Origin of the sequence: Bradyrhizobium canariense, assembly GCF_900105125.1 — a bacterium.
Classification (GTDB): Bacteria; Pseudomonadota; Alphaproteobacteria; order Rhizobiales; family Xanthobacteraceae; genus Bradyrhizobium; species Bradyrhizobium canariense_A.
Genome location: NZ_LT629750.1, coordinates 3,149,690 through 3,173,437, shown reverse-complemented (window position 1 = coordinate 3,173,437; position 23,748 = coordinate 3,149,690). Strand labels below are relative to the sequence as shown.

General features: G+C 58.3%; 22 protein-coding genes and 2 pseudogenes. 8 read left to right on the top strand and 16 right to left on the bottom strand.

The genetic code is table 11. The features are described 5' to 3' along the window. Positions 1–107 precede the first annotated feature (107 nt). Both BLV09_RS15090 and BLV09_RS15085 read left to right on the top strand, forming a co-directional pair. Positions 108–1,160: a patatin-like phospholipase family protein gene (locus tag BLV09_RS15090; RefSeq protein WP_146691133.1), complete on the top strand. Its 1,053-nt coding sequence runs from the start codon at positions 108–110 to the stop codon at positions 1,158–1,160. Between the two features lie 5 nt (positions 1,161–1,165). Next, a complete protein-coding gene (locus tag BLV09_RS15085; protein ID WP_146687884.1) occupies positions 1,166–2,617 on the top strand; it encodes a GntP family permease in 1,452 nt (483 codons plus the stop codon). A gap of 305 nt (positions 2,618–2,922) precedes the next feature. Here the strand turns inward: BLV09_RS15085 and BLV09_RS15080 are convergent, their stop codons facing one another. The 12 genes from BLV09_RS15080 to BLV09_RS15020 all read right to left on the bottom strand — a co-directional run bounded on the left by BLV09_RS15080 (position 2,923) and on the right by BLV09_RS15020 (position 15,023). After that, positions 2,923–3,357, bottom strand: coding sequence for an SHOCT domain-containing protein (locus tag BLV09_RS15080; protein WP_244549096.1), 435 nt, complete (start codon positions 3,355–3,357; stop codon positions 2,923–2,925). 26 nt (positions 3,358–3,383) lie between these two features. Then, complete coding sequence (locus BLV09_RS15075) at positions 3,384–3,857, bottom strand: DUF992 domain-containing protein (protein ID WP_100386633.1); 474 nt, start codon at positions 3,855–3,857, stop codon at positions 3,384–3,386. Between the two features lie 405 nt (positions 3,858–4,262). After that, on the bottom strand, positions 4,263–5,894 hold the full coding sequence (locus BLV09_RS15065; RefSeq protein ID WP_146687882.1) for a complex I subunit 5 family protein: 1,632 nt from the start codon (positions 5,892–5,894) through the stop codon (positions 4,263–4,265). Beyond that, entirely contained in the window at positions 5,891–7,423 is a 1,533-nt protein-coding gene (locus BLV09_RS15060; protein WP_146687881.1) for a complex I subunit 5 family protein, read from the bottom strand. Before BLV09_RS15060 ends, BLV09_RS15065 begins: the two co-directional genes overlap by 4 nt. Next, complete coding sequence (locus BLV09_RS15055; RefSeq protein ID WP_146687880.1) at positions 7,423–7,764, bottom strand: NADH-quinone oxidoreductase subunit K; 342 nt, start codon at positions 7,762–7,764, stop codon at positions 7,423–7,425. Before BLV09_RS15055 ends, BLV09_RS15060 begins: the two co-directional genes overlap by 1 nt. Further along, a complete protein-coding gene (locus BLV09_RS15050) occupies positions 7,761–8,702 on the bottom strand; it encodes a hydrogenase subunit MbhD domain-containing protein (RefSeq protein ID WP_146687879.1) in 942 nt (313 codons plus the stop codon). The genes BLV09_RS15055 and BLV09_RS15050 overlap by 4 nt, the downstream gene beginning before the upstream one ends. Continuing rightward, on the bottom strand, positions 8,699–8,992 hold the full coding sequence (locus tag BLV09_RS15045; RefSeq protein ID WP_146687878.1) for a monovalent cation/H(+) antiporter subunit G: 294 nt from the start codon (positions 8,990–8,992) through the stop codon (positions 8,699–8,701). Before BLV09_RS15045 ends, BLV09_RS15050 begins: the two co-directional genes overlap by 4 nt. Then, positions 8,989–9,276: a monovalent cation/H+ antiporter complex subunit F gene (locus BLV09_RS15040; protein ID WP_146687877.1), complete on the bottom strand. Its 288-nt coding sequence runs from the start codon at positions 9,274–9,276 to the stop codon at positions 8,989–8,991. The genes BLV09_RS15045 and BLV09_RS15040 overlap by 4 nt, the downstream gene beginning before the upstream one ends. Then, on the bottom strand, positions 9,269–9,853 hold the full coding sequence (locus BLV09_RS15035) for a Na+/H+ antiporter subunit E (protein ID WP_244549095.1): 585 nt from the start codon (positions 9,851–9,853) through the stop codon (positions 9,269–9,271). The genes BLV09_RS15040 and BLV09_RS15035 overlap by 8 nt, the downstream gene beginning before the upstream one ends. A 528-nt stretch (positions 9,854–10,381) precedes the next feature. Beyond that, the gene (locus BLV09_RS15030; RefSeq protein WP_146691132.1) at positions 10,382–10,579 is read right to left on the bottom strand and encodes a DUF3551 domain-containing protein; all 198 of its coding nucleotides are present in this window, start codon (positions 10,577–10,579) and stop codon (positions 10,382–10,384) included. 272 nt (positions 10,580–10,851) lie between these two features. After that, the gene (locus BLV09_RS15025; RefSeq protein ID WP_146687876.1) at positions 10,852–13,914 is read right to left on the bottom strand and encodes an efflux RND transporter permease subunit; all 3,063 of its coding nucleotides are present in this window, start codon (positions 13,912–13,914) and stop codon (positions 10,852–10,854) included. Further along, on the bottom strand, positions 13,911–15,023 hold the full coding sequence (locus tag BLV09_RS15020; protein ID WP_146687875.1) for an efflux RND transporter periplasmic adaptor subunit: 1,113 nt from the start codon (positions 15,021–15,023) through the stop codon (positions 13,911–13,913). Before BLV09_RS15020 ends, BLV09_RS15025 begins: the two co-directional genes overlap by 4 nt. A gap of 426 nt (positions 15,024–15,449) precedes the next feature. Between BLV09_RS15020 and BLV09_RS15015 the strand changes: the two genes are divergently transcribed. From BLV09_RS15015 to BLV09_RS15005, 3 genes are all read left to right on the top strand, one after another. Continuing rightward, positions 15,450–16,754, top strand: coding sequence for a PAS domain-containing sensor histidine kinase (locus BLV09_RS15015; protein ID WP_146687874.1), 1,305 nt, complete (start codon positions 15,450–15,452; stop codon positions 16,752–16,754). A gap of 123 nt (positions 16,755–16,877) precedes the next feature. Beyond that, the gene (locus BLV09_RS15010) at positions 16,878–17,507 is read left to right on the top strand and encodes a response regulator (protein ID WP_146687873.1); all 630 of its coding nucleotides are present in this window, start codon (positions 16,878–16,880) and stop codon (positions 17,505–17,507) included. 282 nt (positions 17,508–17,789) lie between these two features. Continuing rightward, entirely contained in the window at positions 17,790–18,425 is a 636-nt protein-coding gene (locus tag BLV09_RS15005) for a response regulator transcription factor (protein WP_146687872.1), read from the top strand. 87 nt (positions 18,426–18,512) lie between these two features. Here the strand turns inward: BLV09_RS15005 and BLV09_RS38785 are convergent. Continuing rightward, positions 18,513–18,653 (bottom strand): annotated as a pseudogene (locus tag BLV09_RS38785) (hypothetical protein); the annotation flags it as partial. Positions 18,654–18,973: 320 nt separating this feature from the next. Between BLV09_RS38785 and BLV09_RS15000 the strand changes: the two are divergent. Further along, positions 18,974–20,071: an AI-2E family transporter gene (locus BLV09_RS15000; RefSeq protein ID WP_146687871.1), complete on the top strand. Its 1,098-nt coding sequence runs from the start codon at positions 18,974–18,976 to the stop codon at positions 20,069–20,071. 98 nt (positions 20,072–20,169) lie between these two features. Then, on the top strand, positions 20,170–21,897 hold the full coding sequence (locus tag BLV09_RS14995) for a metallophosphoesterase family protein (RefSeq protein ID WP_146687870.1): 1,728 nt from the start codon (positions 20,170–20,172) through the stop codon (positions 21,895–21,897). Between the two features lie 115 nt (positions 21,898–22,012). Here the strand turns inward: BLV09_RS14995 and BLV09_RS14990 are convergent, their stop codons facing one another. Then, positions 22,013–22,537 (bottom strand): DUF1269 domain-containing protein, encoded by a 525-nt coding sequence (locus tag BLV09_RS14990; protein WP_100386647.1) that lies wholly within the window; start codon positions 22,535–22,537, stop codon positions 22,013–22,015. A gap of 84 nt (positions 22,538–22,621) precedes the next feature. Continuing rightward, positions 22,622–22,821, bottom strand: a pseudogene (locus tag BLV09_RS38070) (arginine-ornithine antiporter); the annotation flags it as partial. Here BLV09_RS38070 and BLV09_RS14980 point away from each other — a divergent pair. After that, positions 22,736–23,149 carry a hypothetical protein gene (locus tag BLV09_RS14980; RefSeq protein WP_167558558.1) on the top strand — a complete coding sequence of 138 codons (414 nt, stop codon included), beginning with the start codon at positions 22,736–22,738 and terminating at the stop codon, positions 23,147–23,149. The pseudogene BLV09_RS38070 and the gene BLV09_RS14980 sit on opposite strands and share 86 nt — an antisense overlap. A gap of 19 nt (positions 23,150–23,168) precedes the next feature. On the opposite strand, the gene BLV09_RS14975 is transcribed toward BLV09_RS14980, so the two are convergent. Next, a complete protein-coding gene (locus BLV09_RS14975; protein WP_146687868.1) occupies positions 23,169–23,417 on the bottom strand; it encodes a hypothetical protein in 249 nt (82 codons plus the stop codon). Between the last annotated feature and the right edge of the window lie 331 nt (positions 23,418–23,748).

The following is a 23,748-nucleotide window of genomic DNA, read 5'->3' as shown; positions in this document are numbered from 1 at the left end:
CACACGATCTGCGCGCATGATTAGTTGACGAGAGTTAGGGTAAAACCCGATGGCGGTTGGGACTTTAACCCATCAGGTTTTAACACGCAGCAATCCAAGAGGGTATGATGGAAACCGCCCCTTCCGATCCTCCGGCGAGCTTTGACCGCGAGACCGTTTTGGTTGATCTGGCACTGCAGGGTGGCGGCTCTCACGGCGCCTTTACATGGGGCGTCCTCGATCGGCTTCTCCAAGAGGCCTGGTTGAAGATCGAAGGCGTTTCCGGAACCTCGGCAGGAGCAATGAACGCCGCCGTGCTGGCTGACGGCTATGCTGACGGCGGAGCGGAAGGCGCGCGCGCGGCGCTGGCGACATATTGGCGACACGTATCTGATGCGGCGCGCTTCAGCCCGTTCCAGCGCAGTCCGATGGACCGCATGCTGGGACGCTGGACAATGGACAATTCGCCCTTGTTCTTCATGCTCGATACCATGAGCCGGCTGTATTCACCTTATGATCTCAATCCGGGCGGTTCCAATGTCCTGCTGCCGATATTGGAGAAGGAGATCGATTTCGAGCGGCTCCGGAACTCTCCCATCAAGCTATTCATCACTGCCACCAACGTACGCACTGGGCGCCCGCGCGTATTCCGCAACGCCGATATTACGCCGTCTGTGCTACTCGCCTCGGCCTGCCTGCCCACGATGTTCCAGGCAGTGGAGATCGACGGGGAGAGCTATTGGGACGGCGGCTATTCGGGCAACCCGACCCTGACGCCGTTGGTCAACGAACTTGTTTCCGATGACACCATCATCATTCCGATCAATCCTGTCGAACGTCCGGGCACGCCGACATCCGCCAGCGAAATACTTAATCGCCTTAACGAGGTGTCGTTCAACGCCGTGCTGATCAAGGAACTGCGAATGATGGCGCTGCTCCGCCGGACGGCAGATCCCGGCAACGGCGAAGGCGCGCAGTGGGCCAAGATGCGCGTCCATTTGGTACGCAACACGGTCATGGACAAACTGGGCTATTCCTCCAAGTTAAACGCTGAATGGGATTTCCTCATCATGCTGCGCGAGGAGGGACGCAAGGCCGCAGAGGAGTTCTTGTCGGAACACGGGGAGAGCATAGGCAAGCGGTCCACTCTCGATATCGACCGCCTGGTCGAAGGCATGTGACTCTCATGGGTCTTCTCGGCATTCTGCTTGCACTGGGTTTGCTTGTCTGGCTGGCCTATCGCGGATGGAGCGTGCTGCTGCTGGCTCCAGCGGCTGCACTGATCGCCGCCGCGGTGTCTCGGGAGCCGCTGCTTGCCCATTGGACACAAACCTTCATGGGCAGCGCGGCGCAGTTTCTCGCGCAATTCTTCCCGCTGTTCCTGCTCGGTGCGCTGTTCGGCAAGCTCATGGACGACAGCGGTTCGGTCGAAGCCATCGCGCGCTTTATGACCGAGCAGTTGGGTGCGCGCCGCGCGATCCTGGCGGTGGTGCTCGCGGGCGCATTGGTGACGTATGGCGGTGTTAGTCTGTTCGTCGCCTTCTTTGTCCTCGCGCCCATGGCGCAGGCGCTGTTTCAGGCTGCCGACATTCCGCGGCGGCTGATGCCAGCGGCGATCGCGCTCGGCACCTCGACATTCACGATGACGGCGTTTCCAGGCACGCCGGCCATCCAGAACGCGATTCCGATGCCGTTTTTCGGCACCACACCTTTTGCGGCGCCCGGCCTCGGCATCATCGCCTCGGCCATCATGCTGGGGTTTGGATTATGGTGGCTGGCCCGTTCCGAAGCCGCCGCCCGGCGGGCAGGCGAGGGCTATGGCGGCACCGATCATACATCCCGTAGCGTTGCCGACGATCAGATCATTCGCGAGCGCGCGACGACGGCGCGCGAATTCGATCCCGCGGAGATCAGCCACGGCCAGCATGCTGATACCCCGGTGCCGATTGGATTTGCCGTGCTGCCGCTGGTCGTTGTCGTGAGCGTCAATCTCCTGATGTCGCTCGTCATCTTGCCGCGCCTGGATTTTTCCTTCCTGGCGGAGGAGCGCTGGGGCGGCACCTCGCTTTCGGCCGTCGCCGGTGTCTGGTCGGTCGCGGTGGCGCTCGCGACCGCGATACTTGCGTTGATCCTTGTCAATCGCCGGCGGCTACCGGCGTTGCGCGAGAGCATGGATGCCGGCGCCAACGCCTCGGTCTTGCCGGCGTTCAGTGTCGCCAGCCTCGTCGGCTTCGGCGCCGTCGTCGCGATGCTGCCCGCGTTTGCGGTGGTGCGCGACTGGGTGCTTTCAATCGGCGGCGGGCCGTTGGTCTCGCTTGCGATGGCCACTAACATTCTCGCCGCCCTGACCGGCTCGGCCTCCGGCGGCATGACGATCGCGCTCGATGCGCTCGGCGACACCTATATGCGCATCGCCGCGGAGCAGGGCATCGATCCCGGGTTGATGCACCGGGTCGCCGCGATTGGCTCCGGTACCCTTGACAGCTTGCCGCACAATGGTGCGGTCGTGACGCTGCTCGCTGTCTGCGGCTCGACGCATCGCGAAAGTTATCTCGATATCGTCATGGTCGGGATCGTCAGCGCACTGATCGCCCTGGTGGCGGTCATTGTCTTGGGCTCGGCGTTTGGCTCGTTCTAGGGACCATATCTGAAGCCGCTGCGAATCCCTGGAGAACCGGCAGCGCAAGCGGGTATTGGAGAAGCGCGCCGGCCGAAGAACTCGTTATGAGAGCAGCTTCGGCCGAATCGGCGGCTGCAGGTCGAATCGAGATGAAGTTGCGAACGGTTTCGCAGCTTTTTGGTCTGGCAACCAAAAACACCGTTATATCGCTTTTGCAGATCGAGTGTTCCTGCCTGCGTCGCGGCGCCCCGCGATGAGGCAGCCGAGCTTCTTTGGCGTGCGATCTCGTCAGCGATGCCAAAAGCCGAACAGTCGCCGCGTTCCTACTGCACCAAACGCGCTCTCAGACGGCCGTATTCTTGTTCCGAAATCGATCCGGCCGCCTTTAATCGATCAAGTTTCTCGATCTCGTCGGCGGCGCTGAAGCCGACGAACTGGCGCAATTCGTCCTGGGCCTGCTTGGCTCGCGCTTGCTCCCTCTCGGCCATGCCCCGGCCTTGCGTGAGGAGATACGCGAAAATGCCGATATAGGGCAGAACGACGAGCAGGATCACCCAACATACCTTGCCGAAGCCGGATATATCATGGCGACGAAAAAGATCGCTAGCGGTGGTTATGAACAGCCAAAACCACAAGACAAAGATGAACACGGCGAACGCGTCGGCGACGAAATTGGTGAATGTAAAACCGCCCTGAAATAGCACGATCGTTCTCCATTTTCCGGATTGGCTCGCCCCCGCTTTGGAGCTGCCGACCAAATCCTATGAAACGCGCATTTCACTTTTTATCGAAGCGTGAGGCTCGTGACGCCCAACGCCAGGTTAATTCCGATTTGGCCTTGGACCGATAGCGGCTGTAGGGATATCGTGCGGCGGGATCCGCCGACCAGCACTTTGGCGCCCAAACCGAGGCCCACGGCAACGTTGCCGCTCGCGCCCACGTAATGTCCTCTTAACGTGCCTCGGCCGATTTGGCTGTTCCGCGCAAAGACCGCCCAAAATAACGTTCCCCCTCTCGTGACGCCGACATCGAGACCGACCCGCCTTATCGTTCCTGTGTAGGTGTACTGTAGTCCCGTTCCACTCGCGCTAAAAACACATCGCATATCCTGTCGCGAGCCAAGAACCAGTCCCACTCTCGGACCGGTACTGCATGTAAGTCCACCGACCCGAAGAGGCTGCCGCGCCTGCGCAGATACCGACCCGACAAAAGTGAGTATCACTGCGCATACAATCGCCGATATGCGAATGTTGGACATTGATCCTCCAGGGAGCGGGCGAACAAGGTGTGCACCTCCCGGTGCCCGATGCTAACGTCCAGCCCGCAAGAGTTGATCCAAAAAAACCCTGAGATACCCAGATAAATACCCTGATAGCTCAACGAAGCGATTTGAATTAGGTGAGTGGAAAGTTTCGCAGCGGTCCGGATATGTTCTGTTCGAAAATGTTTTGCGGGGCCGCTGTTTCAGGACGTCCGGATATTTGATGGAAAGAGCGACACACCCTCCGTACCAGGCAACGTCCTCGTCAGGGACAATAAGGTCGAGAAAATCTCCACAGCGGCGATGGCAGCCGACGGTGCCGAAACTATCAACGGAGGTGGCCGCGTTCTCATGTCTGGCTCATTGACGCGCACTTCCTCGCTGCATCCCGGCGTTGTCGCCTTATCGCGCGAACATCGCCGCACCTAACGCGATGACCAAGGAAAGCAACGACACTCCGGCCACCGGCCATTGACGAAGAGTGCTATCCATTCGTTCCATTGCCGTGCCGCACGCAAGGGCCAATTTCGTTGCGCCGTCCATTGCCACCGCGATATCGCCTGCGGGAACGCGCGGCAGCTGACGGACCCACCGCCACAGCGCGATCGCCAGCACGGCGCCCAGCAAAACCGGCCAAAGCGCTTTCCACAGCACCGCAGGAGCGAGCGGGTCGGGCAGCGTTCCGGCCGGGACCGCCAGAAATAACGTCCAGGGAACGACGAGCGAGGCTGCCGCGGCCGCCAGCCAAGGCCAGATCAGTCCGGCGGCGGCTGTCGCTTCCGGGTCCCGTGACGAGGTGTTGGCAAGGCTGCGCACGAACTGCAACATCAGCAGCGTGGTGCCGACCGCAGACAGCGTCGCAACCTTGCTGGCGGTGCTATCGCCCAGCGGTCCGTCAACCACGATCTTCGCCAGTCCGCCGCCGGTCAGCGGGAGTCCACCGAGGCCCACCGCGATGATCGCGACGGGCAGCAGCATCCGCCATAGATATCGGCTGCCGGTCGCGGCAATCACGCCCGCGGACAGGAACAGCGCGCCTTTGACCAGGACATGGTTCGCGGCATAGAAGGCCGCTGCCAGTGCAGCGCGACCGTCTCCTGCGATCATTCCCATGCCAATGACGGCGACGATGATTCCCATCTGGCTCACGCTCGAATACGCCAGCACGACCTTGGGATTGCGTTGCGTGATTCCAATCACGACGCCGTAGAGCGCGGCGAAAAGCCCGGCGGCAGCGAGGGCTGTGCCCCAACCGGGCGTCGCGGTTTGGAGAGGTATAAAGCGGATCATTCCCAAGATGCTTGCCTTGACGACGGCTCCGTTCAGCACCGCGGAAGCCGGCGTCGGCGCCGCTGAATAGGCCAGCGGCATCCAGAAGTGAAACGGCACGAGGCCAGCCTTGATGCCGAATCCTCCTATCAACAGCGCCAGTATCAAATCGCGCTGCGGCGAGGTCGGCAATGCTGCTGCGGCGTCGCGGATCAGCAGGCTATCACCGGGGATTTCCGCGGCGAGCAACACGAAGCCCATCAGCAGCAACGCTTCGGCCAGCAGCCCGAGCCCGATGTAAACCGCTCCGGCGCGCCATGCGCGGGGCGTTTCGTGCTGGACGACGAGGCCGCAGGCTCCGATCGTAAGCAGCGCAAGAAGAAAATAGAAGCCCACCATGTCGGCGGCGAGAAATACGCCGATGCATCCCGTTAGCGTCATCAGCCAGCAGATGGCGAATCGCCCGCGGTTCGGCCGGTCCTGCAGATACGGCGAGGCATACGCACCTGACGCGATCCACAACAGTGCCGCGACGCCGAGCAGCAGGGCTCCCGGAAGGTCGAGCGCGAACGTCAGGTGCAGGCGTATCGAGCCGACGATCAGCGGGGAATCCTGCGCGGCCAACAACGCGGCGGCAAGCGCGGGGATCGGGGCGAACGCCAACCATGAAGGCATCCGGTTCAGCGCCCGTGGCCAGAGGCATGCCAGCAGCATGCCGAGGGGAACGGCAAGGGCGCCAGCCAGCAACATCCCAGCCTCCATCATCGCAGTCCAACCATCGTTGCCTCCGGGCGGCCGAACCCGAACACATCGATGGGGCCGAGTGCGACCAGACCGAGCAGCAGCGAGACCAGCGCCAGCGACAGCGCGGCTGCTTCCCGATATCTTGGCACCGTGACGCTCAGCTTGAGCGGCTCGCGCGCCGGCACCAGCGCGTGCGAGAGCACGATAAACATATAGCCGCTGGTGAAGAGGCCTCCCGCGAGCATCACCACCGCCCACCACCACTGGCCGGTGGCGACCGCCGCCTCGAGCAACAGCCATTTTGCCAGGAAGCCGCCACCTGGCGGCAAGCCGATCAGGCACACGCCGCCAAGTGCGAACGCAAAGACCGTCATGGGAAGCGCCCGTGCGATCCCTCCCAGCTCGGCGATCCGATCGTGTCCAAGCGCCGCGTAGATAAGTCCGGCGGCCATGAACATCGCCGCCTTCGCGGTCGCGTGCGATATCGCCTGCAGCATCCCGCCGGTCAAGGCGTCGTTGCTCTGGAGCTGTCCCGACATCGTGCTGAAGGCGAGCGGAAACATCAGGAATAGATAGCCGATCTGCGCGACCGTCGAGTAAGCGATCAGAAGCTTGAGTCGCTTCTGTCGCAGGGCGACGACGCTGCCGAACAGGATTGCCGCCGTTCCCAGCACGCCGAACAGTTGCGCGCCGGCGGCACCGAGCATCCCGGGCGCAACGTCGAACCAGAGCCGCACCGAGAGGAAGAATGATCCCTTTACCACCACCGCCGACAGAATCGCGCTGGCGGCCGCGGGCGCGCCGGCATGTGCCGGCGGCAGCCAGAGGTGCAACGGAAACAGCGCGGTCTTGGCGAACAGCCCGATCGTCATCAGCACGAGAGCAACTAATGTCGCGGGCTCCATGTGGATCTGCTGAGACAGCAGGGCGATGTCGAGCGTGGCGTAGCTGCCGTAGAGCAGCGCCGTTCCAACCAGATAGAGAATCGAGCCGAGCAGCGCGAAAAGCAGGTATCGCAGCGCGGCCTGCAATGTCTCCGCACGGCCATCGAGAGAGACCAGCGGCACCGCGGCGAACGTCAATAGCTCCAGGGCGACGTATAATGTGAATAGATCCCCGCCCAGGAAGATCATGTTCATCGCGCCCCAGACCGCCATCAGCAGTATCCAGAACACGAACGGAGCGCGGGCTTCGACCGGCATTGCGCCTGTATTGAAATCCGCGTGCGCAAATACGGCGACGACGCAGATGACGATGGCCATTGTCACCATCATCGCCACCGAAAGTCCGTCGGCGCGCAACGCAATACCGAGCGGGGGACTCCAGTCCCCCACGATATAGGTCAGCGGGTGGCCGCTTCGCCATACCTCAGCGAAGATGACAAGCGCCACGCCGAGACCGGACGGCAGCAGAACCAGGGCAATCTTTTCAACGTGCCGTCCGCCGGCGACCAGCGACAACAGAACGCCCGCGACCGGCAATACGATTGCGAGAACGAGGAGTGCTCCACCCGTCGTTGTCGCATCGGGCAAGACGGTTGCGTTCGGCATCAGGCGTTGCCTCTGTCCGTACTCGCACGTCCGGGATCATCGGAGCTGAGCGAGGCCTGGCCCGTTTCTTCGAACAGCCGCAGCACCAGTGCGACAGCCATGGCCGTGGCCGCGAAGGCAACGACAATTGCGGTAATGACCATCGCCTGAGGGACTGGATCGCCCCCGAGTCCCGCCGTTGCGACCCTGCGGGCTATCGCGCCAAACAGCAGAAACACGCCGTTGCCCAGCAGATTGAATGCCAGTATCTTGCGTAGCGGCTTGGGATTTGTGATGAACCCGTACGATCCGATTCCCACCAGCGCCGCCCCACATAACCCGAACGATGTTGCGGCGTTCATGGCTGTTGTACCCGTGCCGGCGGGCCTGCGGCCAGCATCGCCAGTGCTGCACCGATCGAAACTGTCAAAGCCGCCTCTACCGCGACAATCATCGGTTTGGCGTAGCCCGACGGATAGGCAAGAAAGGCATTCGCCAGCACGAAGCCGGCGAGCCCGATGGCAAGGAAAATCACCGGCCCGACGACGAGGAGCAGGCGCAACCAGGGCTGGTTGATCGGAGGCAATCTCTCCAGGCCCGCGACGATGGCGAGCAGCCACATGGCGGCCAGAACCGTGCCGCCCTGGAACGCGCCACCCGGCTCTTTCGCGCCGACCCAGCACAGATAGACTCCCACCACGATGCCTATCGGGGGCAACAGTTGAGCAAGGAAAGTCATCGTGCTGTTTGGGGGTACATAGACACGGAGTCCCGGTATTCCTGCCCACATGCTATCCGGCGCCAACGACCAGATGCTGAGCAAAGCGAGCAGCACGACCACCTTCTCGAGTAGCGTGTCGAGCGCGCGGTAAACGAACAGGACACCGGCGACAGGGTTGCCGAGGCCGGTCTGCGCCAGGTTCTTCATGACGCTCGGGGCGAGGGTGGGAATAGTTTCAGGTGGCAGCAGTATGGCGGTTGCGAGGCCGGTTGCCATCAGCGCGCACAATACGCCCGTCACCAGACGAACGGGCAGGCCGGGCCTGCTGATCCCGGCGTCGGCAGAGCGAAGTCGTGCGGCCGCACCGAGCAATAACATGCCGGTCATGCCGCCGCCGATCGCCGCTTCGGTCAGCGCGACATCGATGGCCGCGAGCCTGACCCAGGCGATGGCCAGCAGTAACCCATAGATGACGAACGCAATGACGGCCGCAAATGCCGAGCGCGCGATGATCGTCGAGGCGCCGATTCCCAGGATCAGGACGACAAGACCGATATCGAAGAAAAATGAAATGGTCATCGGTCGGGTCCATGCTGTCGAACGGCGCCTGCAACGAGCTGTGTCACGATCGCGCCGGACAGTTGGACGAGCAGCCAGATGCTCACCAGTTTCAACGCGCCAATCAGTCCATTGGCCTGCGGCAGCAGCCCCAAAACGACCAGGCCGAGACCGAGATTGTCGACCTTGGTCAGGGCGTGCAGCTGTGTCAGCGTATCAGGGAAACGAAGCAAGCCGACCGTGCCGGCCAGAAAGAACAGCGCGCCTGCCGAGACGGCGGAAACGGTGACGATGTCAAGCGCGAGGCTCATTCGCCGCTCATCGCCTTTGGCGCCTCGCCATCGGAATCGGACGCGCTTCCGACGAACGCGACCGCCACGAATGCGGCAAACAGCGCTAGCGTCAATGCAACATCTGTGATCGGCGAGGTTTCCGTCGCTACCGCCAGCAAGAGAAGTATCGCGACGCCACCCGTACCCAGGAGTTGCGCAGCCATCATGCGGTCAACATCGGCTCGGCGCCGAAGTATGACGAACAAACCGACCGCTACCATCGTCAGCACGAAGCCCGCGGTTCCGAGCAGGAAGCTAGCCATTGCGTTGTGCCTCCCCGATTGTCTGCATGCATAGGGTTTCCTCCGCAGCCAGTTGTTCGACCACCGGTTGCGTCACATCGAGACAATGAATGGCCAACCCATCGCCTTCTGCGGAGCCGCACGGAAGCGTGCCTGGCAGCAAACTCATGATTGCGCAGAATGCATTTCGCTTTGTGCCGGGCGGGAGGTGCGTTTGATAGACCACGAAGCCCGGCCGCAACGGCAGCCGAGGATCAAGCGCTCGCAATGCGACGTCTGTCCCGGCGGCGATCGATTGACGCAGAAAGTGCAGTATGAATCCGGCAAGCTTGACGGGACGCAGATTCCATTGCTCCGCCGGCATCAGGCGGAGACTCGCCCAAGTTGCTGCAGCAGCAGATACTAACCCTGCCGCAAGATCAGCAGAATCGGTGTCAGTAAGCACCAGCCAGAAACCAAAAAATCCGGCAGCTCGGAAAATCGCACTTCGAAGGGTATTGCCTGAACCTCTCCCAAGCGGCTTCGCCCGCCTCCTTCCTGTAATGAGTTCATGGATCTTCCTGACTTCCATATGCACAATCCAGCAGTGAGCCTTCATGCCCACCAACTCAGGTGAGGATCGGAAGGCGGCCCCGAGGTTGCTATTTCCTTCTTGTAAAGTGGCGTAGCGCTCAAACGATCCCGGCTATTGACTGCTTCCCGCGCTTTTCTTGGATTTGGTTTTTCCTTTTGAACTCGGAGCAGGCTGCTGGGGCTGATTGATAGTTATGGGATGTTCGGGGATCTGAAGGCGATTCGTGCGGACATCGTCTCGAATTGCATCGGTGTCCATGCGGGTGCCGCGGTCGACAGAGTCGCGTGGTTCCGCGATGGAGCTGGATCGGCTGCAGCTCCATTTGAGCTGCAGCCGTATCACGTACGCTACTTCAGGGTCGGATTCTCTGTCGTTAGGCACACGCGCGATAGGCGGAATAACCTCCAGTGTTTCTCTCTCGACCCGCGACGGGGTTCGCTGAAGGAGGGATGTCCGCGGCCGCCACATTGGCTTGCGTAAAACGTTCCCTCGTAGCGCATTGGTCAACTGCCGCTATCGCATCAATTAGCGCCTCAACGATGAATCGAAGCTTTAATGATGCCTGCGGACGCAGGTGCCGGCTCTTCCGCTGATGGCCGCGCGACATTGCGCATGGGTCTGGTACGCACAATCGGTCGCTCCTCTTATTCTGGCGCACCACTGCATCCCCTGGGCCTCTCCCGGCGTCGCTAGGGCCATCATGCCCGCCATCAATGCGATTGAAGCTGCCATGAGAATCAATTTGCGCATTAGCGCTGGGACCAGCAGGGCGAATACAAATCGCGCTTTCGAATTCGACATCATCGCCTCCTTTTTTGGGTATCGGTACCATGCGCGTTTTGGAGTGCACCACGATATCAGGTGGATCACCTAGTCGAAGATGGGGGAATCACTTACCGCAGATGCGAAAGACTGCTCCGGCCTTGGATTTGAAAAAGCGGCTTCCTTGTTTCGAATTTTACGATCTGAATTCGAGGGACGCGGGCGCGAACCTGAGCGCGATTTGCATTTTATATGATTAGTTATGCGTGAATCGGAGAAGGGTCTGACGATTGTTCGGTTCCTTTGAACCAGGCCACATACAATGTAGGCAGAAAAATAAGCGTTAGAATCGTCGCGACCAATAAGCCTCCCATGATCGCGAAGGCCATTGGTCCCCAGAACACCGTCGGAGCGATTGGTATCATGCCGAGAACGGTGGAAACAGCGGTGAGCATAATCGGGCGGAAACGGGAGCTGCTGGCATCGATGGCGGCTTCCCAAGCATTTTTTCCCAAAGAGCGCTCCGCCTCGATCTGGCCGATCAGGATCACCGCATTCTTGGTGATCATGCCCAGCAGCGCCAGGATGCCGAGAATTGCAACGAAGCCCAGCGGCCTGCCAGATAGCAGAAGCGCCGCGACGACGCCGATCAGGCCGAGCGGCGCTACGCTGAGAACCAGGAACAACCGCTGAAAGCTTAGTAGCTGCACCATCAGGACGGTGAGCATGATAAGCAACATGACCGGTACAACGGCGATGACGGAAGCCTGCGATTTCTTGCTTTCTTCTACAGTTCCCCCGACAACGATATTGTACGATGCCGGAAGGGTCTTTGTCAGGGTTTCCACCGCCGGCGAAAGCGCACTCACTACCGTCTCAGGCAGAGCTCCCGCAACGATGTCGGCTTGCACCGTCAGTGTCGGAACGCGGTCGCGCCGCCAGATCAAAGGATATTCCTGGTCGTATTCGAAGGTCGCAAACTGACTGAGCGGAACCGTTTGCCCGCCCGGCAGCGGCACTTGCAGGGTGCGCAGGGTGGAAAGCGAGATACGCTGTTCATCCGTCGCACGTGCGATGACATCGACCAAATAGATATCGTCGCGGACTTGGGTAACGGAGGTGCCGGATATGACAGTATTCAGCACACTGGCGAGTGACTGCGAGCTGAGGCCCAGTAGGCGCGCCTCATCCTGGTTGACACGAATGCGCACTTGGCGGGCGGGTTCTACCCAGTCCAAATTGACCTTTTCGGCTTTGGGGTCGGTTGCGATGATCTGGGCGAGCTTGAGAGCAATCGCGCGCACCTGATCTACGTCAGGACCGCTGACGCGATATTGCACAGGCCATCCGACCGGAGGCCCAAGTTCAAGCGGGTAAACCCTCGAAATGACGCTTGGAAAATCGTCCGCCAGGATCTTTTCCAGCTTCAGACGAAGACGCTCGCGTGCCGCGACATCCTTTGCAACAATTACCGCTTGGGAGAAGAAGTCGTTTGGCAATTGAACATTGAGTGGCAGATAGAAGCGAATAGCGCCGCGGCCCACATAGGTGCTCCAGCGCGCGACATCTGGATCGCCCTTGAGAGCAGCGTCAAGGCGTTGCGCTGCAGTTTGGCTGGCATAGATCGACGCGTTCTGCGGCAAACTGAGGTCGACGAGCAACTCCGGACGGTCCGAGGACGGAAAGAACTGTCGGGGAATGAGCGGAAGCGCGAGAAAGGACGCAACGAAGAGTGCCAACGAAACAAAAATCGTTACCCATTTCGCTCGCATGGCGAGGGTAAGAAAATTCCGATACCATCGGAAAATCCTGCCGGGATCGGCGGTCTTCGTCGCCTTCGGTGGAGTGAGAATGATGACGCCCAGCAGTGGCGCAAAGATCACCGCAACGAACCACGACACGATCAGCGCGATGCTGACCACCGCAAAAAGCGAGAAGGTGTATTCTCCCGCCGAACTGGCCGCAAAGCCGACCGGGACGAAACCAGCGATCGTCACCAGCGTTCCCGCAAGCATGGCGAATGCGTAGGTCCGGAACGCGTAGGTCGCCGCCTCGACCTTGTCGTCGCCTTCCGCCAGTCGATTGAGTGTAGCGTCGGTAGTCGTCATCGCGTCGTCGACGAGCAATGCCAGGGCAATGATAAGTGCGCCGAGAGATATTCGCTGCATATCGATTCCGGCTATTTTCATGACTGGGAAAACGATTGCCAGCGTCAACGGAATGGAAAGTGCGATGATCAGGCCGGGGCGGACGCCGAGACTGATGAAGCTCACGACGAGAATAATCGCGATGGCCTGCAGCAGCGATGTCATGAATTCGGAGATCGCGCCCTCGACGGTGACAGCCTGGTCCGCGATGAGTTTCGGCTCGATGCCGACAGGCAGGTCCGCGGTGACCTTCGCCATCAATTGCTTGATGTTTGCGCCGAGAGCCAGAATGTCACCGCCTTCTCGCATGGCGATCGCAAGCCCGATCGCCGGTTCGCCGTTCACACGAAACATAGGCTGGGGCGGGTCCGAATAGCCGCGCCGTACCTGCGCGATGTCGCTAAGGCGGAGCATGCGTCCGCCCGCCGCGAAATTGATGTTTGCGACATCCTGTTCGGATTGAAACGCGCCTGAAACCCGCAGCGAAAAACTTTCATAGCCGGTTTGGATCGTGCCGGCGGGCCGCACGATGTTCTGCGCCTGCAGTGCAGAAATCAGTGCGGATCGGTCGATCCCCAAGCTGGCGAGTTCCTTCATCGAGAATTCGACGAAGATCTTCTCGTCTTGTGCCCCTAACAGTTCGATCTTTGATACGTCAGGCACAAGAAGCAGCTTCGAGCGGATATCCTCAACATAGTCACGCAGTTCGCGGTGCGTGAAACCGTCGCTCGTAAAACCATAGATAATCCCGAACGTATCGCCGAAATCGTCATTGAAGCCGGGCCCCACGATTCCCGCCGGCAGCGTGCTGCGGATATCGCCGACATTCTTGCGGACCTGATACCAGGTGTCGGAAACCTCCTTTGCGCTCGCGCTGCCCTGCAGGTTGACAAAGATCGTCGTGACGCCGGCACGCGTGAAGCTGCGCAGAAAATCCAGGTGAGGCGTTTCCTGCAGTTTGCGCTCGAGCCGCTCCGTCACCTGCTTGAGCGTCTCTTCAATCGTCGCTCCGGGCCAAGCCGCCTGAACGACCATGGTCTTGATGATGAAGGCAGGATCCTCGCTGCGCCCAAGCCGGAAATAGGACAAAACACCGGAGATGACGGCAACAATCATGATGTACGCGACGAGCGAGCGGTTTTTAAGCGCCCATTCGGAAAGATTGAGCCCAATCATGGCTCTGACCCGAGCAGGCGAATCTTCTGTCCCGGGTGAAGCGCCTGAACACCCGCGGTGACCACGATTTCGCCGGTGTCGAGTCCTTGGGAAACGACCACCCGCGCCTGGTCAAAGCGCAACACATCGACGTTTCGGATTGAAACCGTGTTGGTCGATGGATCGACAATCCATACTGCGGGCTGTTGATTCATCCGCGTTAATGCTGTTGCCGGAATGTCGATGATCGGCACGGCGTCGGTTTCCAGGCGCCCGATGACGGTCGCCCCCAGTCGCATTGCTGCCGGAGGGGCGGTCAAGCCGACCTTGACCTCGAAGGTTCGGGTGACGGCATTGGCTTGGGCGGCAACTTCGCGGACACGCCCGCGCGCAGTCACCGCCGGATCGTCCGTCAAGCTGACGGTGATTTGGGGATCGGCCGGCGCCGATCGGATCAACTGCGCCGGAATGTCGAAAATCGCGTCGCGACCGTCTTTGCGAGCAAGTCTGACGATCATTTGCCCCGCCTGAACAACTTCCCCCGCGCCAGGACCGATTGCGGTTATTATCCCTGGCGCATCGGCCTTGAGTTCGGTGAAGCTCACCAGATCGTGTGCGATACGCAGCTGGGCTTCGGCTGCATCTACTTGCGATTGCGCGGTTTGTTGCGCCTGCGTCGCGACATCGAAATTGGCGCGCGTCGTCCATCCCTGCGCCAGGAGCGTCTGCTGGCGTTCGAAATGATTACGCGCCTGCGTTAATTGCCCTTGAGCGGCTGCGAGACCGGCTTGCGCCTGGTGCAGCGTGTTCAACTCGTTCTGTGGTTCAAGCCGTGCCATTATTTGCCCGGCTTGCACCCGATCCCCAAGCTTGCCGCCGTTTTCCAGGAGCCGCCCGGAAATTCGAAACGCCAGGATCGCTTCATCTTCAGCCTCAATACGGCCGGTAAATGTCAGCGGTTGGCCGGCCTCGCGTTTTTCTACGGTTGTAGTTCGAACTGGCCGGGCTACCGGCGCCGCAGCGGTGTCCGCCTCTTTTTGGCAGGCCGCGACCATCAATGCGGGCGCTATTGTTATGAGCGCCATCATGAGCATTCGATACAATGTCGTTGGGCCGACGCGCGCACGCATGACTAACCTTTAATGGGTGCTGCAAATCCGTCCGGCCTGCCGATTGTGCCGGGTAAATTCGACCTGCGCCGAACCCGTCTTTGTTTACGAAGGTGCCGCAGTTCGCCAGCAAAATACATCGACCACGTCGGGTACTTTCGACCGGGAGATAACTCCCTGCTATCAGCAAATGTACTGAACGCGCGGATGTAACATTGGTTAGAATTACCTGCGAATCCTTAGCGGCCGTTGCCCAGCAGCCAGCTAAAGTTGCGTCAATAATTTGGACGACTGATGCTGCGGCCGGGCATGGCAACGCGCCGCAACTGGCTGAAAATGCGTTTCAATGATTTGCCGACAGTTTGAGATCTGATTCAATCAAAGGTTGGCGATTCGACGTTCCTGCTTGACGAGGGGTTTCGGGAGGGTATTTACTTAGGATAGAGCTTGGAACCTACGATCAGCATTTGGCCTCGGAAAATCGAGCAATCCGATACGCCGCGCGATCTGAGAAATACCGGGCAAGAACCTACGATGAAGGCACACAAACCCCGCATCGATGGATCGCACCGAACGCACCTTCCGAAATGGCTAGGGATGGGTCCGGAAGAAGCGTGCGATAAGCTCTACTGGATGCATGCCCCGGAATTTCTTTTTGGGATTCGAGCCTTGTATCCAGGGCAATTTGTCTACGAGGGCATAAATCCGGCCTTCGAATGTTTGCTTGGAATTTCAACCGAAGACATTCGCGAAAAAGCAGTTTCTGACTGCATGAGTGATGAAGATGCGAAATCTATTTGCGCATCCTGCGACGCGTGCATCGCTGAAGGAAAGCCGGTTCGTTATCAGCATCGGTTTGTTCTGGGCGGACGCCAGCGAGATTTCGAGACGATCGTCGTTCCCATCCGTGGTCCCGAAAGCGGTAGCATCGTTAGGCTGGTTGGTAGTCACCGGGCCGTGAAAGAGAGGGCGGCCGGCGATGCTGTCGAGAGGACCGCCATAAGACGGGCCGCAACGAATTTCGGCGTCCGGCTGTTGTCGCTTCAGGAAGAAGTGCAGCAGCGAATTGCATCCGACCTTCACGATTCGACGTGCCAGCATTTGATAGCCGCCAGCTTGAACGTCATGCGCCTGAGGCGCGCGTTGAACGATATCGGCAGTGCAGAGAGACTCTGCGATGATATCGATGCGTCGATCGATCAAGCACTTAGAGAAATCCGTGCCTTCACCTACCTATTGCATCCCCAAAATTTGCTTGCCGACGGGCTGAAGATCACGATCGAGCATTTCGTCAACGGATTTTCAGCGCGTACTTCATTGAAAACCAGTCTCGAAATCGCTCCCGAGGTCGACAAATTGTCCTACGCGAGGCAGCGCTCTGTGCTGAGAGTTGTTCAAGAAGCCCTTACAAACGTTTTTCGCCATGCGAAAGCGACACAGGTGAAGATCGCAATGGAAGCTACCAATACGCATTTCAAGCTTCGGATCAGCGACAACGGCCGTGGCATGCCGATCAGCCAAGTGAGATCAGGCCCTAAAGCAATATCATTTGGCGTTGGAATTCCCGCCATGAGAGCCAGGTTGCAGCAGATGGGAGGCACTCTTGAAATTCATTCGCCCTCAACGGCGGAATATAGAGGTACTACGTTGTGCGCGGTAATTCCGCACTCCCTCTCACGCAAGATAGCTCAACTGCCAGAACGGCGTCATACCCATCTGGGGCATCACAAATTCGTTGAACAAAAGCATTAAAAGCCGGCCAGCCGCTCAAACATGAGACGAATGTAGAGAATCCAGGGAAGCTTTGGAGACGAAGGGCGAGGATGCAAATGTGTCGACGCCAGATGCGGTGCGACGTTGGAGCTTTGTTCGATCATGAAACGGATCCTTATAGCTGACGATCATGAAACGGTGCGATCGGGGCTACGAGCGGTTTTGGAAGGGCGCGCCGGCTGGGAGGTCGTTGCTGAGGCGCATGACGGCAAAGAGGCAGTTGCCGAGGCTATTGAAAGACGGCCCGACGTCGCCATCGTTGACTACTCGATGCCGCTTATGACCGGCGTAGAAGTTACACGGCGCATCAGGGAACATCAGCTTGTAACGGAAATACTCATTTTCACGATGCATGACTCAAATGCGCTTGCGTTGCAGGCGTTCCAGGCAGGTGCCCGCGCATTTTTGCTGAAGTCTGATGCGAATAAAATGCTCTTGGCTGCCGTCGAGTCGTTGATAGTTCACAAGCCGTTTTATGCTGGCGCTTTTTCGAGCGAATTAAAGCGCATGGCGAGCGGGAAGGGCGCCCCTAACCAATTGCTGTCGCCTCGAGAGAAGACGATCGTTAAATTGGTTGCGGAGGGATACAGCAATAAAGGCGTCAGCGCGATCCTAAATCTCAGCATAAAAACGACGGAGACGCATCGAGCGGCCGCTATGCGCAAGCTTAACATAAACTCGACCGCGGACCTGGTCCGATATGCGGTTCGTGCGAAACTCGTGGAGGCATGAGAACGTTCGCTTGAACATCTTCGATAAATTTTGATGCTTTACGATCCCGAGATTGCGTAGCGCCCGTCTTCCGGATTCCGGAAGATCTGGCCGTGGAGAGCAGCAGCGATTTTAGATAGCGATGAGTGGTTGCCGAGAAATCGGAACATTCATCCCCTGAATCTCAGGGTTTTGTGGGATTAACGCCGAGGATTTCGATCAGTATGATTGATCAGTCCTGCTGCCGCGTTGTAATCGTCGGTCGCCATAGTTGCGGTGGTTCCAACCGATAGGAACGGCACTGTGAAGCAGATCTTGATTGCGGACGACCATGAAGTCGTGCGGTCGGGACTTCGCGCGATCATTGAAACTCGTGCTGACTGGATCGTGAGTGGAGAAGCGATCGATGGCAGGGACGCCATTGCGCTAGCGATGAAGATGAAGCCGGATATAGCAATCGTCGATTACTCAATGCCCGTCATGAATGGGTTGGAGGTTAGTCGCCGAATTAAATCTTATCGTCTGAGCACAGAAGTGCTAATTCTCACAATGCACGAAAGCGAAGAAATTCTAACCGAGGTCCTTCTGGCAGGAGTGCGGGGTTTTCTGCTAAAATCAGATGCAAGGAGCCATCTTATTGAAGCGGTTGAGGCGCTGCTTGATCATCGGCCTTATTTCACCAGCGTATTGTTGGAGAAGTTGCTTCACGACTACCTGTTAAATCAGAAGAACAAATCCGAAGTATTGCTATCTTCGCGAGAACGGAGCGTTGTTCAACTGATTGCGGAAGGACACACCAACAAGTCCGTAGGCGCGGTCTTGAATCTCAGCGTGAAGACGGTCGAAACTCATCGTGCGTCGGCAATGCGTAAACTCGGTATTTCGTCGACGGCTGAACTGGTCCGATATGCGATTCGTGCAAAATTGATCGCACTTTGAAAGGAAGAGATCTTTATCTTCCGGTCGATTGAACCATCTCTTTCTTCCGGCAAAGCAAATGTGCGGTGTCTTCAGTAGATAGGTTCCAGATGAACCCACCCTACGGCTCGATCTGAAACGCCTGTAGAAGTTCGCCAAGCCGCGCACGACGGGCGCAGCTCCTACGATCAAGCCGGTGGCGAACGCGGCAATCTTCACAAACATGATCGCTACTGCTCCACATAACATGAGCATCGAGCCATGCAGGAAAACTGGGAGCCATTTGGCGCGCTTAACAACCGTTACGGGGGCGCTTGAATCGTCACGACGCTAAGTCTTCGACATCGTATCCTCAAACAGCGGCGGTACGAATTGAGGGCATTCAACGGGCTTCGAGAGTAATATTTTAGTCGGGCAGAGAACATGAAAGATATTTGGGCCGTGTTGAAAGACTCTTGACACGAAACGGGGATATAAATTGTCGATTGTTGCTGCAGTGAACGAAGACAACGAGGCAGCATCACACGCCAGTATAAGCCGTCGCAACAGGAATGAGTGCCGAGGGCTCAATGACCAAACCGAAGGCGGATCCGGACAGAATTGCTGAGAACATACAGCGCCGTGAACTCTCATCTGGAGTAGAGGGCGCCGGGCAGCGGTTTACGCTCGCCGCGGCGCTTGTTGTGTTGAGTGTTGTGCTCGGAATTCTCCTCATCTGGCAAACGTCTTCCAGTCTTCTCGTCATATTCGCAGGCATCCTGTTTGCCTCTTTTCTCGACGCCTGTGCCCGAGCGCTCGGTCCAGTCATCCCGATCGGCCGTGCGTGGCGATTGACCCTGGTCATTCTGATCCTGACGGCACTGATAGTGCTGGGCACCATTTGGGGGGTAGGGAAAATTCCCGAACAAGCACGTCTTTTGACACGCGTCATAGATGCGCAGCTTGATGTCTTGCAACAACGCCTGCTGTCCGTTGGCGTCGAGTTGTTTGGTCCCGATGGCGGCCGCGATTTTTCCCGCTGGTTTCCTGATCATGACAAGCTGTTCGGCCACGCTCAGACGGCCGTTGGGACAGCATCCAGTATTCTGGCTAACACCCTCGTTATCGTGTTCGTTGGCCTTCTTTTCTCATTTAATCCGCTGGCCTATCGCGATGGCGTCGTGTTGCTGGTAAAACCTTCGTCGCGCGACCGTGTACGTGCCGTTCTCGATGAAATGGGCGGTGTCTTGCGCTCGTGGCTTGTCGGACAACTTATCAGGATCGTGCTTATGACCTTGTGCGTCTGGCTTGCTCTTTATCTGTTGGGGCTTCCGGGTGCTTTTCTTCTCGGCGCGCAGGCCGGCTTGTCAAATTTCGTGCCCTATCTCGGCCCAATTCTGGCTGCCATCCCGGTCGGGTTGGTAGCTATGCCTCTCGGTGCCTCGATGCTGATCTGGGCGGTCGGGATTTATACTGCCATACAGTCCATTGAAGGCTACGTGATCGGCCCTCTCATCCAGCGTCAGGCAGTGGAGTTGCCGCCTGCATGGACATTAGTGGCCATCGTCTTGTTTGGTTCCTTGTTCGGCGTGATGGGCATTGCACTTGCGTTGCCTTTGTTTGCAATCGGTCGCATCGCCGTTCTTCGGCTTTATGTTGAAGATTGGCTGGGAGACGAGCTCGGCTAGAATCTGCGTGCGCTGTGGATAATTGGGCAGGCGAACGTTTATGCCCTTTAAGTTGAGGAAGGCAACGCTGCCATGTTCGCTATGCTCAGAAGCCTGCTATGAACCCCGTCATCGATCCGCGTGGCGGCGATGTTGAGGATGACGCGTCAAGCACCAAACGTCGCTCGCTGTTGTCGCTTGCTGGCAGTCTGCTCGCGGAGATCAGTCTTCCCAAACTGGTCTTGTCCTGGACAATGCTGTTCGTTGTTCCAGGTCTGCTCCTCGGACTCGCGCCGCTTGTTGCTTCCGCCTGGGTAAGTCTGGTCTCACGCAAAGTCACATCTCCTCTCCTCGGAATTTGGCCTGCGTTGCTTCTTCTGGCTGTGCTCGCCATTGGATTGTTCGGAGTGCGATCGCTGTTTCGCATGGCGGAGAGCAGTTTCTGGTCTTTGAATTCGCTAGCTGTCGAGCCGATATACGTCGCCTGCCGGGAGGGTTTGCGGCACTTCGTCGAAAAGCTTCTGCAATCGCGACTTAGTGGGTCTCAACTCGCCACGCTACGGGCCGGTACCGCAGGGGTGGCGGGCATCATCATCTTTGCTGTCGCGCTGGCGGTGCTGGCGGCCTGCTGGCCAAGCTCGCGCTGGTTGGGGAATTTTGCCGATCTCGCTTCGCCCCATGACCTGGTTTCCGTCGCTCTGGCCAATAGCATCGTGCTCGTCGCCGCCTATCTCGCCGTCGCCGCACTTGTCTGGGCCTTTGCTGACGCGACGATGCCCCAACTTCGCGATTTTGGTGGGTTCCCTGCAGATGCTTACGCGGATCAGACGTGGCGTATCGCGCACTTGTCGGATATTCATGTCGTAGGCGAGCGCTACGGCTTTCGGATCGAAAGCGGTCGAGCGGGGCCGCGCGGAAATGAGCGCCTGCACCGGCTGCTTGCGCTGTTGGATGTCATCCACGCGAATAATCCTCTCGACACAATTCTCGTCACCGGCGATATGACGGATGCGGGCCGTTCTGCGGAGTGGTCAGAACTGCTCGACGCCTTGATGGCCTATCCGCAGCTTGCTGAGCGGATCCTGATTTTACCCGGCAATCACGACCTTAATATCGTCGACCGTGCCAATCCAGCGCGCCTCGATCTCCCGACAAGTCCGAACAGAAAGCTGCGCCGACTTCGGTTCTTGTCGGCTGTTGACGCGCTCCATGGCGAACGCGTTCGTTTGATCGATCAGACCGCGCGATGTCTGGCTGGCAGCCTCTCGGAGGCGCTGAAACCGCATCGGACGGAAATGGCAAAATTTGCTGAAGTCGGAAGGCCGCGGCTATCGACGAATTTGAATGAGTTATGGGCGGCAGTCTTTCCAATGGTGCTGCCACCGGATCGCGACGATGGCCTTGGCATTATCCTCTTGGACTCGAACGCGGATACACATTTCTCCTTCACCAACGCTCTGGGGATGATTTCAGTGGAGCAAGTAAGAGGGATTGAGATTGCCGCCGCACAGTATCCTCAGGCGTGTTGGATCATCGCTCTTCACCACCATGTTATCGAATATCCCAAGGTGGCAAAGGTGTTGTCTGAACGAATCGGGACAGCGCTGGTGAATGGAAATTGGTTTGTTCGGCGGCTCCGGACGTTGGGAGGCCGGGCAGTGCTGATGCACGGTCACCGGCATATTGACTGGATCGGAAAATGTGCCGGCCTCGTGATCGTGTCGGCGCCATCTCCGGTGATGGAAGCGACCGATGGCGTCAGCACCTACTTTTACATCCATACAGTAGCACGAACGGGCGCACAGTTTGGCCTGCTGACACCTGAGCGAGTCGTTGTGGACGGTTAATCTTACGGGCGCCAGCTGTCGTCATCGGCATCGTTCGGCTAACGAGATGCAGACCTCAAGACGCTTGTATCTTGAGGCTGCATTCCTAAAGTCGATCGCCGTCCTTCGATGCCGATTAGGCCGATTTCGCCGTCTGCGGCGGTGTTTCGGTGGCTGCTGCTTTCGCGAGGGCGTCGCGCAACACCTGTTCCTTCGTCTCATCCAGAGAGGTTTTGAGCACCACGCCTCCGGCATCTTTAATTTCCTTTAGCACCTTGTCCGCTGTCATATTCTTGATGAGAACAAACAAAGCCGCATTTCCCGGTTGGATGCTCGCCGCAAGCTCTTTCATGAAGTTGTCATTGATCCCAAAATCGGACAACGCGCCACCGAGCGCGCCCGACGCCGCGCCCAATGCGACACCTATGATCGGATTCAGGAAGAGCACGCCTATCAGGAGTCCCCAGAAGCTTCCTGAGGCGGCGCCGATGGCGGTCGTGTTGACAAGCTGGTTCAGTTTGATGGAGCCAGATTCGGTCTTGACCGCAATTACGGCGTCGTTGATCGTTATCAAATACTCCTGCTGCAATTTGAGGAGACGTTGACGTACGTCTTCGGCTTTCGCCTCGGACGGATACACGATGACAACCAAGTCAGACATTGGGAACCTCCGGTTAGATTGAAGTCTCTCCCTTCCCAGAATTGCTCGATTGTAGCTCACAACTCGCTAGATCGAAATAGTGCCAGAGAGCGTCTGAAAGACGAAGGCGAGCATCAGCATTCCGATGCCGGCAATACCCCAGGCGATTAAAGCACCCAGGCCTCCGATGGCGCGGCCGAATGATGATGGCAGGGAAAGATGCCCGAACCGACCATCGATCCGACGACAAGTGCGACGAGCGCGCCGCGAGAGAGTTTCTGGTCGGATGAATTCGAGGATGTCATGCTGTGGAATGAAGCCGTGGTTCAAGGCTCGATAAAGTCGCGCCCAGATTTCGCTGACGTGCGTGCAAAAGAGATAGAAAAATTCTGGGTTGCCGCCGGTGTCATTTCGATCGGCATTAGACTGGAAAACCCAGAAAGATTGCCCGTCGATCTGTCAATGTCTCTGACCTATTGGGGAGAGTCCGACTCCCACGGGCTTGACCGCTGGCCGACAAAGCGAAGCGCGTTACAAATCACGGATCCGCATCGCCGCTCTCCAGCGCCGCGTTTCGATTTTTCGAGCCCCGTACCGGTAAGGTGCGGCCGTGCCGAACAACTTACATTGTGATGCGACTACGTGGCAGCCATCATCTCGTCGTGCTGTAAGTGTCGGCTTGATCACCGCGATGCTTGGGCCGGTGGTTGTCGTTTAGTTGCTGCCTGCTATGACGACGCAATTGATGATGCCGGTGCCGCCACTGAACCTCGATCGTTATCTTTTCAACGACCAGCGTGCCCGGCCTGGTGAGCGGCATAGCTTGTGCGCAATCATTCGAAGTCGCAAGAAAAACCGAACTGACAGCGGCCATGAAGAACAATATTTCGTTTGAGTTCATTCATTCCCTCCTGGGATGTTTTTCAGTGGCATGCCGGCTTTTGCAAATGATTTAAGAGTTCGTAGTTTTGTTCCAGTCTTTGACGGTGGCGAGGGATTCGCTCTCTGAGATCTCGGATTCCAGAATGACGTTTAGGAAGTGGGCCTTATGGGTCTTTCCTAAGGATTTAAATGCGTATAACCGGTTCGCCCAAGCCCGAGAGGACTTCGATCAGAGACCCACATCAGACGCCTGCAGTACGGTACCGACAAGATGACTGGTGATGGCGTTTCTGCACGTTCCGCGCGACACCTCGCCAATAAGAACCATCTCGGTCGGATTTTCGGTGACT

Excerpts from the sequence above, each read along its gene's own strand:
- BLV09_RS15045 (WP_146687878.1), bottom strand. The coding sequence starts at position 8,992 with ATGAGCCTCGCGCTTGACATCGTCACCGTTTCCGCCGTCTCGGCAGGC.
- BLV09_RS15085 (WP_146687884.1), top strand. The coding sequence starts at position 1,166 with ATGGGTCTTCTCGGCATTCTGCTTGCACTGGGTTTGCTTGTCTGGCTG.
- BLV09_RS15060 (WP_146687881.1), bottom strand. The coding sequence starts at position 7,423 with ATGCCGAACGCAACCGTCTTGCCCGATGCGACAACGACGGGTGGAGCA.
- BLV09_RS14990 (WP_100386647.1), bottom strand. The coding sequence starts at position 22,537 with ATGTCTGACTTGGTTGTCATCGTGTATCCGTCCGAGGCGAAAGCCGAA.
- BLV09_RS15025 (WP_146687876.1), bottom strand. The coding sequence starts at position 13,914 with ATGATTGGGCTCAATCTTTCCGAATGGGCGCTTAAAAACCGCTCGCTC.
- BLV09_RS15065 (WP_146687882.1), bottom strand. The coding sequence starts at position 5,894 with ATGATGGAGGCTGGGATGTTGCTGGCTGGCGCCCTTGCCGTTCCCCTC.
- BLV09_RS15075 (WP_100386633.1), bottom strand. The coding sequence starts at position 3,857 with ATGTCCAACATTCGCATATCGGCGATTGTATGCGCAGTGATACTCACT.
- BLV09_RS14980 (WP_167558558.1), top strand. The coding sequence starts at position 22,736 with ATGCCCGAACCGACCATCGATCCGACGACAAGTGCGACGAGCGCGCCG.
- BLV09_RS15040 (WP_146687877.1), bottom strand. The coding sequence starts at position 9,276 with ATGGCTAGCTTCCTGCTCGGAACCGCGGGCTTCGTGCTGACGATGGTA.
- BLV09_RS15050 (WP_146687879.1), bottom strand. The coding sequence starts at position 8,702 with ATGACCATTTCATTTTTCTTCGATATCGGTCTTGTCGTCCTGATCCTG.
- BLV09_RS15000 (WP_146687871.1), top strand. The coding sequence starts at position 18,974 with ATGACCAAACCGAAGGCGGATCCGGACAGAATTGCTGAGAACATACAG.
- BLV09_RS15010 (WP_146687873.1), top strand. The coding sequence starts at position 16,878 with ATGAAACGGATCCTTATAGCTGACGATCATGAAACGGTGCGATCGGGG.
- BLV09_RS15030 (WP_146691132.1), bottom strand. The coding sequence starts at position 10,579 with ATGCGCAAATTGATTCTCATGGCAGCTTCAATCGCATTGATGGCGGGC.
- BLV09_RS15035 (WP_244549095.1), bottom strand. The coding sequence starts at position 9,853 with ATGAAGGCTCACTGCTGGATTGTGCATATGGAAGTCAGGAAGATCCAT.
- BLV09_RS15020 (WP_146687875.1), bottom strand. The coding sequence starts at position 15,023 with ATGCGTGCGCGCGTCGGCCCAACGACATTGTATCGAATGCTCATGATG.
- BLV09_RS14995 (WP_146687870.1), top strand. The coding sequence starts at position 20,170 with ATGAACCCCGTCATCGATCCGCGTGGCGGCGATGTTGAGGATGACGCG.
- BLV09_RS15090 (WP_146691133.1), top strand. The coding sequence starts at position 108 with ATGGAAACCGCCCCTTCCGATCCTCCGGCGAGCTTTGACCGCGAGACC.
- BLV09_RS14975 (WP_146687868.1), bottom strand. The coding sequence starts at position 23,417 with ATGAACTCAAACGAAATATTGTTCTTCATGGCCGCTGTCAGTTCGGTT.
- BLV09_RS15055 (WP_146687880.1), bottom strand. The coding sequence starts at position 7,764 with ATGAACGCCGCAACATCGTTCGGGTTATGTGGGGCGGCGCTGGTGGGA.